This is a genomic window from Tardiphaga sp. 768_D3_N2_1, assembly GCF_052076105.1.
GTDB lineage: Bacteria > Pseudomonadota > Alphaproteobacteria > Rhizobiales > Xanthobacteraceae > Tardiphaga.
This window is the reverse complement of record NZ_CP197245.1, coordinates 5,664,401-5,676,515: the sequence shown is the minus strand read 5'-3', so window position 1 is coordinate 5,676,515 and position 12,115 is coordinate 5,664,401. Positions and strand designations below refer to the sequence as shown.

Here is a 12,115-nt window from a genome sequence, read left to right as displayed (position 1 = left end):
CCCGATGAACGCACCGCTCGTCCACTCAAAGCCCCGCACCGCGGACAATGTGATCGAGCTGGAAAAGGTGCGTGTCACCTTCGGCACGGCGAAAAAAGCCGTGACCGCACTGGCTGAGACATCCCTGCTAATCAACAACGGCGAATTCGTAGCCCTGGTTGGACCAAGCGGTTGCGGCAAGTCGACAATCCTCAAGCTTGTGGCAGGCACGCTCACGGCGACGGAGGGCAACGTGTTCGTCGCCGGCCGCGAGATCGGCGCAGGCGCGGCGCGCATCGGCATGGCGTTCCAGAACCCGACATTGCTGCCGTGGCTGAATATCCGCGACAATGTCATGCTGCCGCTGAAGATCGTGCCGCCGTTCAAGGAAACATTCGGCGCCAAGCGCAAGACCGAATATCGCGACCGCGTCGAGGCATCGCTCGCGCAGGTCGGCCTCGGTGGTTTCGGCGACAAATTTCCCTGGCAGCTGTCCGGCGGCATGCAGCAGCGCGCCTCGCTGTGCCGGGCGCTGATTCATGATCCGACCTTGCTGCTGCTCGACGAGCCGTTCGGCGCGCTCGACCAGTTCACCCGCGAGGAATTGTGGGAGATCATGCAGAATCTGTGGATCGAGAAGCGTCCCACGGTGCTGCTGGTCACCCACGATCTCAAGGAAGCGGCCTATCTGGCCTCGCGCATCTGCGTGATGCAGGCGCGGCCCGGTCGGATCGTCGATGACAGCACGGTGCCGTTCGCGCGGCCGCGCACCATCGACGTGTCGTTCGAGCCGGATTTCGTCACGCTGACCCAGCGCCTGCGCCAGCGCATCGTCGCAGCCCGCGCCGTTCAGGAGATCGCGTCATGAGCGAACGTGTCCGCCGCCAGATCATGTCCACCGCCTGCATCATCGGCTTCTTCGTGCTGTGGGAATTGCTGTGCCTGATGTTCCATGTCTCGGACATCGTACTGCCGCGGCCGAGCCAGGTACTTGCGACGCTCTGGACGCGTTTCCCCGCGATCTGGCCGCATGCGCTGCAGACGCTGTACACCACCATGGTCGGGTTCGGCTTCGGCATCGCGATCGGCATTCTGCTGGGCATGCTGATCGGCTCGTCAAAGCTGGCTTATGACGTCGCCTATCCGATGCTGGTGGGGTTCTCGTCGATCCCGAAAGTCGCGGTGGTGCCGATCTTCGTGCTGTGGTTCGGCGCGGGCACCGTGCCGGCAATCCTCACCGCGATGATCATGTGCATCTTCCCGATCGTCGTGAACGTCGCCACCGGCCTTGCGGCGACAGAGCCCGAGTTGCAGGATGTCATGAAGACGCTGCGCGCGACCAAGCTTGAAATCCTGTGGAATGTCGGCCTGCCGCGCACCATGCCGTATTTCTTCGCCTCACTGAAGGTGGCCGCGACGCTGGCTTTCGTCGGCACGGTGATTTCGGAGACCGTGGCCTCCAATCGCGGCATCGGCAATCTGATGATGATCGCGTCGTCCAGCTTCGATGTGCCGCTGGTGTTCGCCGGCCTGTTCATTCTGGCTGCATTGGGCGTCGGTTTGTATATTGTGTTCTCGCTGATCGAGGCGCGCGTCACCGGCTGGGCCGTGCGCAGCGACAGTTTCGCCGCCGGCGGCTGAACACAGGATATTCCATGACGCAGACACTGCTTCCGAGCCCGAAGACCGTTCATTGGGGCTATTTCGACGCCGCGCTGAAGCCGATCGTCACCATCGATCCCGGCGAAACGGTCACGATCACAAGCGTCAGTGGCACACGCGAGAGCCTTCCGACAGAAGCGGGCATGACCGTCCGCCCCGAACTTGTCGCCATCCTGGATGCCGTCACTCCAGAACTCGGGCCGCATATCCTCACTGGGCCCGTCGCCGTACGCGGCGCCCGACCGGGTGATGCATTGCGTGTCGAGATTCTCGACGTCCAGCTCGCGGATGACTGGGGCTATACGCTCTTCAGACCCGGCATGGGCACGCTGCCCGACGACTTCGACTATTTCCGCCGCGTTCATATCGGCCTTGATCGGGCCAATGGCGTGGTGAAGACCCCATGGGGCATCACGTTAAAGGCACAGCCGTTCTTCGGCGTGATGGGCACCGCGCCGAAACCTGCGGTCGGCCGGGTCAGCACGACCATGCCCTCGCATTTCGGCGGCAATATCGACAACAAGGAGCTCGGCGCAGGCTGCGTTCTCTATCTTCCCGTCTGGACCGAGGGCGGCCTGTTCTCCTGCGGCGACGGTCACGCCGTGCAGGGCGACGGCGAAGTCTGTGTGACCGCCGTCGAGACTGGTCTCACCGGCACGTTCAAGATCGATCTGGTCAAGAATGCGCAGTTGGAGGCGCCCTATGCCGAGACTAAGGATCACCTCATCTCGATGGCCTTCGATCCCGATCTCGACGAAGCCGCTCGTGTCGCGCTCCGCCGGATGGTCAGCATGATCGTCGCACGCACGACGCTGACGCCCGACGATGCCTATATGCTCTGCAGTCTCGCCGCTGATGTCCGCGTCACTCAGCTGGTCAATCTCGACAAGGGCATCCATGTCATGATGCCGCATGCGGTTCTGAACCAGTCGAAGCGCTAGATCACGCGCTCAATCAGCTCCGGCGTGGCGCCTTCGTCTTCAGCCGTATCGGCGAAGGTTGCCGGCACGAGGCGCTTGCGATTGATGGTCAGATCGAACACGTCGAAGCGATTGTAATAGCCAACGACGTCGTGGAACTGCTTCGGCTCAATACAGCGACGCACATCGAACTCGGCATAGGCGATGCCTTCGTCCTCCTGCAGCGTGTCACCGAGCACCTCGCCGGTGGGATCGACGAAAAAGCTGGCGGCGCGCTGCGTGCGATCGATCACATCGACCACATCGGGATCCCGCGCGATCAGGAAGTCGCGCATCGCCTTGTCCATATAGCCGGCGGTGACGATGCCGAAGGCCTTGGCCTCGAAGGAATGTGCGCTGGCACGAATGCGATTGGCTGCGACATTGTTGAAGTTGCCGCCGCTGCTCGGACGGCGCGTCGGCCACATCGGCGGCCAGCTCGAAATGTGGATCTGCTCGGCCTGCGCCATCAGCGTATAGCGCGCCAGCGGATTGGTGTTCTCGCCGCAGATGAGATTGCCGACGCGTCCCACAGGCGTATCGGCGACGCGGAGGCCCGCGCCATCACCGGCGGCCCAGATCAGCTTCTCGTAGAAAGTCGGCACCAGCTTGCGGTGATGATTGAGAATATTGCCGTCGGGCCCGATCAACACGTTGCTGTTCCAGATCAGGCCGACGCTGACCGGCGAGCTTTCGCTGATGCCCATCGAGATCGTCACGCCAAGCCCGCGCGCCTCATTGCGCAAGGCGGCCATTTCCGGACCTGCAATCGAGACCGACTGTTCGGCCATCGTCACAAACAGATCATGATTCTCGATCGGCGCCCACAGCGCCGCCCATACCGGAAACGCCGGGATATAGGTTTCAGGAAACGCGATCAGCTGGGCGCCTGCGGCAGCAGCCTCGCGAATGATCGAAATCGCCTTCGCCGTGGTGGCTGCCCTATCGAGAAATACCGGCGCAGCATGGACCGCAGCGACTTTAACCTGTGACGACATCGTCATTCATCCCCTTGCATCGGTGCAGCGACATTCCCGACCGAGCAGAACGGCCGGAAAACATCGCTGAACCATGTTGAGGAGGAACCTATCCATTCGCGGCAGCGGGACCACGGGGCATTTCTGCAACCCGGGGTGCACGGACCACTATGCCTCAAGGACCGACCGGCCCTGGCTCGGCGTCTCGCTTCACCACGTCTGATTGCGGGAGTTGTCGCCGATGCCGTAGCCATAGCTGGTGGGCGCACTCGCATAGGAATCCATCGGCCGCACCGGCGGAGCAATGGAAGGGACAGCCACGCTGGCGGGAGCATTGACACGTCGCTGCACGCGGCGGGCTGCGCTGATATCGGTGGCCAATCGGGGATCTCCGATCCAACGATAGGCCTTGTCGGATGCCGCCGGGCTTTCCCCCATGGATGCCAGCATCACAAAGGCCACGGACGCGGGCACCACGAGCCATCGTCGGGCCGATTTCATCATCGTCTTGCGCGCAAACATCTTCGATCCTTTCACTTGGATTGAGCCAGGGAGATAACTTCAGGGGCGGAGTGGCCCGGGTGAACTATTCGTCAAAGGCCGGGACGATCATGCAAGCGGTCGCGGCCACATTCTGTGATACCCCGTGCCGGGTATCACTGCCGTGTTGCGAGCTCGGACATCATCATGTTGTCGCGGCGCCAGGCATTGGGGCTGGCTCCGGTCGCGCGGCGAAATTGGCGGCACATATGAGCCTGATCGGAGAAGCCGCAATCGATGGCAATCTCGCTGAGCGCCTTGCTGCTGGATTTCATCAGCTCCATCGCGCGCGTCAGACGGCGGGCAACGATATAGGCATGAGGAGACTGGCCGAACGTGATCTTGAACGCATTTGAGAAGTAACCGCAACTCAGGCGGGCGATACTCGCGAGATCCGACACTTGGATGGCTTCATCCAGATTTGAATCAATGTGACGTTTGATCCGGTCCACCTGCCAGCGCGCGAGGCCGCCCCGGGCAGGAATGACCGACGGCTGGACCGGGGCTTCGAGCAGTGAAGCGGCCTGCTTGATGCATCGAAGAGCCGCACCGACATCCGACCCGATCGCCTGCCGCGCATCTAGCAGCAGCTGCGCGACCGTCGTAGAACTTGCGTCAGACAATACACCGGCAAACGAGTCAGAATTCTGGGACTGTGAATCGAGCAGCATATCGGTCTCCTTTGGGTGGTGAATGCCATCGATATCGCGATGACTTCGACGATCCCAGGATGAGAGATTCCGGCCGCGCTAACTATTCTACGAGGATAGAGATTCAAGAAACGAAGGTAATCCCTCCCTATACCAAGGTTTATCCCGGGCGGTATGCCGCCGACCTCGACGGACTTAATCATTCCCTGCAGGACGCACGCCCTGCTTGCTAATTTACGGTTCAAATGACCAGTTCTGATCGCAACCGACGATCCTCACAGCTGCCCATGTCTGTTGCAGCGGCCATCCTTGCCGCGGGCATTTTCGCGTTCGACGCTTTCAGCACATTCGAGATCGCCGTCGCGGCACTTTATATCGTCGTGCTGCTGATGGTGCTCCGTTTCACCAATGTAACGGGCATCGTCCTGATCGCCCTCGGCTGCATCGGCCTGACAATCCTCGGTTATCTGATCGGCCACGCGAACGACCCCGATGAGGGAGCGATGCTGCGCGGCGGCGTCAGCGCGCTCGCCATTGCTATCGCCGCCGTGCTCTGCGTCCAGATCAGGATGTCGGATGCAAGGCTCCGGCAGAGCGAAGAGCGCTACCGCAACATCTTTCAGAACACGAGCGTCGCTGTCTGGGAGCAGGACTTCACGGAAGCGGCCAATGCCTGTGCGCCGATCCTGCAACAGGGCCTTCCCCGACTTCGGGACTACCTCATCGCCAATGAGGGCTTTCTCAAGCATTGCCTGCTTCTGGTGCGGACCATCGACGCGAATGACGCCGCGAAGCAATTGATCGGCGATCTCGACCAGAAGAACGTTGAGCAGTCCTGGGATGCGGCACTTGAGCCGGAGACTTTGGCTGCCTTTCGCGAAATTCTGCTCGCATTTCTTGCAGGAGAGAGTTTTTTTACAACTGAAGCGACCATCCGTGCTGTCAACGGGGAGTTGCGCACCACCATCGTCACGGCAACCTTCCCTACCGATCGATCTCGCTCCGTCCTGATCAGTTCGCTTGACGTCACCGCCAAGATCGCAGCCGAGCAAGCACTTCAGCAGAGCATCGCAGAACTCACCCGCGTTTCGCGTATCGCGACATTGGGTGCCCTGACCGCATCAATCGGCCATGAGGTCAACCAGCCACTTGCCGCCGTGGTAACCAATGCAGAGGCGGCCTTGCGTTGGCTGTCGCGGGAGCGGCCCGATCTCGGCGAAACCACGGCCTGCCTCAAGGAAGTCGTGCAGGAAGGCCGCAGGGCGGGCGACATCATTCACCGGCTGAGATTACTCGCCGTAAAGGGCGAGTTGGCACGCGGCCCGGTCGACGTCAACGCCATCGTCACGCAGGTACTGGCGATGGTTCAGCGCGATCTGGCACAGCACCAGATTGCAGCAGTCCTCGACCTGACACCCGATCTGCCTACCATCGCGGGCGACGAAGTACAGCTTCAGCAGGTGCTGATGAATCTCGTCAACAACGCCGTTCACGCCATGAAGGCGACCGAGACAAAAGAGCTGAAGGTGTGGTCCGCATTCGACGCGGCACAGGGAATTCGCGTCTCGGTGCGCGATTCAGGATCGGGTATACCGGACGACCATATGCAGCGCCTGTTCGCGCCGTTTTTTACGACAAAGGCCGAGGGAATGGGGATTGGTCTCTCGATCTCCCGCTCCATCATCGAGTCGCATCATGGACGCATCTGGGCGGAGCGAAACGAGAGTGGTGGAACCACCTTCCATTTCGTGATACCGACAGCCTCCGCAGCAGGATCCGGTAACCTTGCCTAACGACGCAGAAGCACCTTTGGTCGTCATTGTGGACGACGAAGCCGCCATCCGCACTGCGGTTGGCAGTCTGCTGCGCTCGGTCGGATATGAAGTCAGCTTCGCCTCCTCAGCGGTCGAGCTTCTCGAGAGCGACATTCTCACCAGGGCCAGCTGCCTCGTCCTTGATATCCGGCTGCCGATCGTCAGCGGCCTCGATTTTCAGAAGCGTCTTGCGGATCTCGGCGGCAATACGCCCATTGTCTTCATGACCGGCCATGCCGATGTGCCGATGACGGTCCGCGCCATGAAGGCCGGCGCCGTCGATTTTCTGGCCAAGCCGTTTCGCGATCAGGAAATGCTCGATGCCGTCGCTGGCGCTGTGGAGCGCGACCGCAAGGCGAGGCAGCAACGCGATGGAGTAGCCGATATCAAGGAACGTTTCGGCACGTTGAGCGCACGCGAACGCGAAGTCATGGAGCTGGCAACTGCAGGGCTGCTGAACAAGCAGATCGCCGCGAAGCTGAACCTCAGCGAAATTACGGTTAAGATTCATCGCGGCAAGATGATGAAAAAGATGGATGCCAAATCCTTCGCTTCTCTGGTGCGCATGGCCGAGGCCATCGGCATGAAACCAGCCCCGGGTACCTCCCGATAAACCTCAGTATGATTTCGCCGCACGGCGTTATTTGACAATATTCTGGGCGAAACGGCTCAACACTGGGGTCGCTGTCAAAGCTGCCGCGTGGAGATTGCGTTGAACTCTGACCATGCCATTGCCATCATCGACGATTCCTCGTCGGTTCGCCGCGCGCTTGAAAGCCTGCTGCGATCGCTGGGCTTCGCTGTTCTCAGCTTCGAATCCGCCGAAGCGTTTCTGACTTCGCCTTCGGCTCTCGATACGTCATGCGTGGTGACCGACGTTGAAATGCCGGGCCTCACCGGCATCGACCTCTATGAAAAAATGCGCTCGGACAAGAACGAGACGCCGGTCATTTTCATCACCGCCAATTCCGAGCAGAAAGTGCGTCAGCGGCTGGGCGACACGCCTTGTGTTCTGAACAAGCCGTTTGAAGTTGACGAACTGGCGGACTGCATCAACCGGGCTATCGCGACGCCATAGTCGCACTGCACTTCCGAATGCTCTTTGCGCCGATCCCCCAATAGCGATGGGCTCACATGTCCGGCACGCCGTCACGCGAAGGTTTTAACGTGCACGGGTGTCAGATAGTGTGCGCGCACTTACATGGGGGAATGACATGAGCTTTTCCGGAATATTTGCGCGCGTCGTCGCAGTGATCGGTGGTGCTGCGCTGCAATGGCGCCGTCTGCAGGGCGCCACACATGCACCGGCCTGGGGCAGTGCGCCCGTGGTCCCGGAAGCGAAGCCGCAAGGCGCCATCCCCACATTGAAGATGCCCACGGCCCAAGGCTGGGCCACAGGACAGAAGCCTGTCGTCGCACCGGGCCTCAAAGTCAATGCATTCGCAACCGGCCTGAAACATCCACGCTGGATCAATGTTCTGCCCAATGGCGACGTCCTCATTGCCGAGGCCACGCAGGTCGCAGGCCCCGTGCGCAACATGTTCGGCTATGCGATGCAAGCGACAATGCGGCGGGCCGCAGCACTCGGCATCAGTGCGAACCGCATCACGCTACTGCGCGACCGCGACGGCGACGGCGTCGCCGAGATCAGCCAGACCTTCATGGAGGGGCTGAACCAGCCGTTCGGCATGACACTGCTGAACGACACGTTCTATGTCGGCAATGTCGATGGCGTGGTGGCCTTCCCCTATGTGGCCGGCGCAGACAGCATCACCGCGCCGGGCAAGAAACTCACCAATTTCAAATCCGGCGGCCACTGGACGCGCAGCATCCTGCCGAGCCCGGATGGCAGCAAGCTCTATATCGGCGTCGGCTCGCTGAGCAATATCGCGGAGATGGGCATGGAGTCGGAAGAAGGCCGGGCCGCCGTCTATGAACTCGACGTCGCGACCGGCAAAAGCCGCATCTTCGGCGCCGGCCTCCGCAACCCCGTCGGGCTCGCCTGGGAGCCCACGACCGGTTCGCTCTGGACGGTGGTCAATGAACGCGACGGTCTCGGCGACGAGACGCCGCCGGACTATCTGACCTCGGTGCGCGACGGCGGCTTCTATGGCTGGCCCTATTGCTACTGGGGCAAGACGGTCGACGACCGCGTGCCACAGGATCCGGCGTTGGTCGCCACCGCGATCACACCCGATTACGCGCTTGGCGGTCACACCGCCTCGCTCGGACTGTGCTGGCTGCCCGCCGGCACACTGCCGGGATTCCCTGACGGCATGGTTATCGGTCAGCACGGGTCGTGGAATCGCAGCACGCTCAGCGGCTACAAGGTAGTCTTCATCCCGTTCGTGAACGGCAAGCCGTCCGGACCGCCGCGGGATATCCTGTCAGGCTTCCTCGCGCCCGACGAGAAAGTGTCCTATGGGCGCCCTGTGGGCGTCACGCTCACCCCGGACGGTGCGTTGCTGGTGGCCGACGATGTGGGCGACGTCATCTGGCGTGTGACGGGCGCGGCCTAAACTCCGCGGAATAATCCGGCACGTTCGTGGGGCACGTGTTCATCGCGTGCCCCACGCTCCGGCCTACTTCATTGTTGGCATCACGAATTCCGGCCCCTGCGCGATGCTGGTCGGCCAACGGCTGGTGACGGTCTTGAGGCGGGTATAGAAGCGAACGCCTTCCGGCCCGTGCATCGAGTGATCGCCGAACAGCGACGCCTTCCAGCCACCGAAGGAGTGGAAGGCCACGGGCACCGGGATCGGCACATTGATGCCGACCATGCCGACACGGATGCGATGAGCGAATTCACGCGCGACGTCGCCGTTCTGCGTGAAGATCGCAGTGCCGTTGCCGTATTCGTTGTCGTTGATCATACGCGCTGCCGTCGCATAGTCAGGCGTACGCACCACGGCGAGCACCGGTCCGAAGATCTCTTCCTTGTAGATCTTCATGTCCGGCGTCACGTGATCGAACAGCGATCCGCCGATGAAATAGCCGCCTTCGTTGGACCGGAAGTCCCGCCCGTCGACGATCAGTTTGGCGCCCTGTTCGACGCCGGAATCCACATAGCCACGCACCTTGTCCAGATGCTGCTGGGTGACCAGCGGACCCATTTCGGATTCAACATTGAAGCCAGACCCGACCTTGAGCGCACGGATCTTCGGCTCCAGCTTGGAGATCAAGGCATCCGCCGTCTTCTCGCCGACCGGAACCGCGACCGAAATCGCCATGCAGCGCTCGCCGGCCGAGCCATAGGCGGCGCCCATCAGCGCATCGACCGCCTGATCGATATCGGCATCCGGCATCACCACCATGTGGTTCTTGGCGCCACCAAGTGCCTGGCAACGCTTTCCGGTACTGGTCGCAGTCGAATAGATATAACGCGCGATTGGCGTCGATCCGACGAAGCTGATCGCTGCAACATCGGGATGGTGCAGCAGCGCATCGACGGCTTCCTTGTCGCCATGCACGACGTTGAACACGCCGGCAGGCAGACCGGCTTCGGCCAGCCATTCGGCAATCAGAAGCGACGCCGAGGGATCACGCTCGGAGGGCTTGAGCACAAACGTATTGCCGCAAGCCAGCGCCACCGGGAACATCCACATCGGCACCATGACCGGGAAATTGAACGGCGTGATACCTGCCACGACACCGAGCGCCTGACGCACGCCATAACTGTCGACGCGTGTGCCGACATTCTCGCTGACTTCGCCCTTCAGCAATTGCGGAGCACCGACGGCGAATTCGACGACTTCGAGGCCGCGCTGGATTTCGCCCTTGGCGTCCGACAGCGTCTTGCCGTGTTCGGAGGTGATGACCGCGGCCAGCTCGTCGATGCGATCTTCACAAATGCGCAGGAACTTATTGAGAATGCGGGCGCGGCGCAGCGACGGCGTATCGGCCCAGCTCTCTGCAACCGCCTGTGCGGCTGCAACGGCGGCACCTACTTCGGACGTGCTGGCCAGGCTTACCTGAGCGGTCTGCTCGCCGGTGGCCGGGTTGAAAACCGGCGACGTCCGTCCGCTGCGACCTGCCACCTGTTGTCCGCCGATATAGTGCTTGATTTCCGAAGCCATCGAACTCTCCTTTGATGCTCCGGCCGTCTTGCGCCGCTTCCCTGCCCCGGACAACGCGCAGTATTGCGGCTTCGATGTGCAGCAAATAAAGTCCAGCGATGGATTGGGACAAAGTTCGGATTTTCCTGGAAGTCGCCCGCACAGGCCAGATTCTGGGCGCCGCCAAGCGACTGAAGCTCAACCATGCGACAGTGGCGCGCCAGCTCACCGCCCTCGAAAAAGACCTGAAGACAAAGTTGCTGAACCGCCAGACGACGGGCTCATCGCTGACGCCATCAGGGGTTGCGTTGCTCGCGGCGGCAGAGCGCGCAGAATCCGAACTGCTCAAGGTCGGATCGCAGCTCACATCGGCCGCGGACAAGGTGGCAGGCACGGTGCGGATCGGCGCGCCGGACGGGCTCGGAAACTATTTTCTGGCAGATCGGCTCGGCGGCTTTGCCGCAGCCAATCCGGATCTGATCGTCCAGCTCGTGGCGCTGCCGCGCACTTTCTCCCTCGCCAAGCGCGAAGCCGATATTGTGGTGACACTGGAACGGCCCGATGAGGGCAAGCTGATCTGCACCAAGCTCACCGACTACACGCTGAGCGTCTACGCGTCGGAGGACTATCTGGCCCGATCGACGCCGATCCGCGAACCCGGGGACCTCGCCGATCACCTGCTGATCACTTACATCTATGACATCATCTACAGCCGCGCGCTGGACTATGCGTCGACTTTCAGTGAGCTGATGACACGGCGCTTCGAATGCGGCAGCGTGGTCGGCCAGCTTGAAGCCGTTCGTGCAGGCCACGGAGTCGGCATCCTGCACGACTACGCAGCGCAGCTTTATCCGGAGCTAAAGCGCATTCTGCCGGCCAGTCGCTTTACACGCAGCTACTGGCTCGTTTCCCATCCCGATACGCACGACACCAGCCGGGTCCGCGAAGTGCGCCGCCATATCGTCGCCAAGGTACGCGAGGCGCGCAACCAGTTCGTCGTGCAGTAGACCACAGCGACTTCAGCTTGCGGAAACGACCGCGCCGAATTTGGTGAAGAACTCGCCAGCCAGCTTCTTGGCCGTGGAGTCGATCAGGCGTCCGCCGAGCTGCGCCAGTTTGCCGCCGATCTGGGAATCGACCTCGTAATGCAGGATCGTTTCGTTGTCGCTCACCGCCTCGAGCCTGATCGCCGCACCGCCTTTGGCGAAGCCGGCAACGCCACCCGAGCCTTCGCCGGTGATCCTGTAGCCGATCGGCGGATCGAGATCGCTCAGCGTCACCTTGCCGCCGAACGTCGCCTTCACCGGGCCGACCTTGATCACGACCTTCGCCGTCATCTCCGTCGGCGATGTCATGTCGAGTTCCTGGCAACCGGGAATGCACTGTTTCAGGATTTCAGGATCGTTGAGCGCCGCCCAGACCTTCTGTTGTGACGCGGGAACGCTTTGGCTGTCTTTCATTTGCATGGGATCACCTGTT

At 61.5% G+C, this 12,115-nt stretch carries 14 protein-coding genes; 8 read left to right on the top strand and 6 right to left on the bottom strand.

Annotated elements, in window-relative coordinates; all coding sequences use genetic code 11:
• Positions 1-4: 4 nt before the first annotated feature.
• Genes AB8A27_RS26705 through AB8A27_RS26695 form a run of 3 tightly spaced genes read left to right on the top strand, consistent with a single transcriptional unit; the run spans position 5 to position 2,582 of the window.
• Entirely contained in the window at positions 5-847 is an 843-nt protein-coding gene (locus AB8A27_RS26705; protein WP_441244478.1) for an ABC transporter ATP-binding protein, read from the top strand.
• Complete coding sequence (locus tag AB8A27_RS26700; RefSeq protein WP_441244477.1) at positions 844-1,620, top strand: ABC transporter permease; 777 nt, start codon at positions 844-846, stop codon at positions 1,618-1,620. The genes AB8A27_RS26705 and AB8A27_RS26700 overlap by 4 nt, the downstream gene beginning before the upstream one ends.
• A gap of 14 nt (positions 1,621-1,634) precedes the next feature.
• Positions 1,635-2,582 carry an acetamidase/formamidase family protein gene (locus AB8A27_RS26695; RefSeq protein ID WP_441244476.1) on the top strand — a complete coding sequence of 316 codons (948 nt, stop codon included), beginning with the start codon at positions 1,635-1,637 and terminating at the stop codon, positions 2,580-2,582.
• Here AB8A27_RS26695 and AB8A27_RS26690 read toward each other — a convergent pair.
• The 4 genes from AB8A27_RS26690 to AB8A27_RS26675 all read right to left on the bottom strand — a co-directional run bounded on the left by AB8A27_RS26690 (position 2,579) and on the right by AB8A27_RS26675 (position 5,246).
• Positions 2,579-3,598, bottom strand: a complete 1,020-nt coding sequence (locus AB8A27_RS26690) for a carbon-nitrogen hydrolase family protein (RefSeq protein WP_441244475.1) — start codon at positions 3,596-3,598, stop codon at positions 2,579-2,581. The genes AB8A27_RS26695 and AB8A27_RS26690 overlap by 4 nt on opposite strands.
• 189 nt (positions 3,599-3,787) lie before the next feature.
• Positions 3,788-4,099, bottom strand: a complete 312-nt coding sequence (locus AB8A27_RS26685) for a hypothetical protein (RefSeq protein ID WP_441244474.1) — start codon at positions 4,097-4,099, stop codon at positions 3,788-3,790.
• Positions 4,100-4,233: 134 nt separating this feature from the next.
• On the bottom strand, positions 4,234-4,788 hold the full coding sequence (locus tag AB8A27_RS26680) for a helix-turn-helix domain-containing protein (RefSeq protein WP_441244473.1): 555 nt from the start codon (positions 4,786-4,788) through the stop codon (positions 4,234-4,236).
• Positions 4,789-5,042: 254 nt separating this feature from the next.
• Entirely contained in the window at positions 5,043-5,246 is a 204-nt protein-coding gene (locus tag AB8A27_RS26675; protein ID WP_441244472.1) for a hypothetical protein, read from the bottom strand.
• Positions 5,247-5,270: 24 nt separating this feature from the next.
• On the opposite strand from AB8A27_RS26675, the gene AB8A27_RS26670 reads away from it, so the two are divergent.
• From AB8A27_RS26670 to AB8A27_RS26655, 4 genes are all read left to right on the top strand, one after another.
• Entirely contained in the window at positions 5,271-6,560 is a 1,290-nt protein-coding gene (locus AB8A27_RS26670) for a sensor histidine kinase (RefSeq protein ID WP_441244471.1), read from the top strand.
• A complete protein-coding gene (locus AB8A27_RS26665; protein ID WP_441244470.1) occupies positions 6,553-7,194 on the top strand; it encodes a response regulator transcription factor in 642 nt (213 codons plus the stop codon). The genes AB8A27_RS26670 and AB8A27_RS26665 overlap by 8 nt, the downstream gene beginning before the upstream one ends.
• 99 nt (positions 7,195-7,293) lie before the next feature.
• The gene (locus AB8A27_RS26660; protein WP_441244469.1) at positions 7,294-7,659 is read left to right on the top strand and encodes a response regulator transcription factor; all 366 of its coding nucleotides are present in this window, start codon (positions 7,294-7,296) and stop codon (positions 7,657-7,659) included.
• Between the two features lie 136 nt (positions 7,660-7,795).
• On the top strand, positions 7,796-9,100 hold the full coding sequence (locus AB8A27_RS26655) for a PQQ-dependent sugar dehydrogenase (RefSeq protein WP_441244468.1): 1,305 nt from the start codon (positions 7,796-7,798) through the stop codon (positions 9,098-9,100).
• Between the two features lie 63 nt (positions 9,101-9,163).
• Here the strand turns inward: AB8A27_RS26655 and AB8A27_RS26650 are convergent, their stop codons facing one another.
• Complete coding sequence (locus AB8A27_RS26650) at positions 9,164-10,657, bottom strand: CoA-acylating methylmalonate-semialdehyde dehydrogenase (RefSeq protein ID WP_441244467.1); 1,494 nt, start codon at positions 10,655-10,657, stop codon at positions 9,164-9,166.
• 98 nt (positions 10,658-10,755) lie between these two features.
• Here AB8A27_RS26650 and AB8A27_RS26645 point away from each other — a divergent pair, with 98 nt between their 5' ends.
• A complete protein-coding gene (locus AB8A27_RS26645) occupies positions 10,756-11,643 on the top strand; it encodes a LysR family transcriptional regulator (protein ID WP_441244466.1) in 888 nt (295 codons plus the stop codon).
• Between the two features lie 12 nt (positions 11,644-11,655).
• Here the strand turns inward: AB8A27_RS26645 and AB8A27_RS26640 are convergent, their stop codons facing one another.
• A complete protein-coding gene (locus AB8A27_RS26640; protein ID WP_441244465.1) occupies positions 11,656-12,102 on the bottom strand; it encodes a CoxG family protein in 447 nt (148 codons plus the stop codon).
• Between the last annotated feature and the right edge of the window lie 13 nt (positions 12,103-12,115).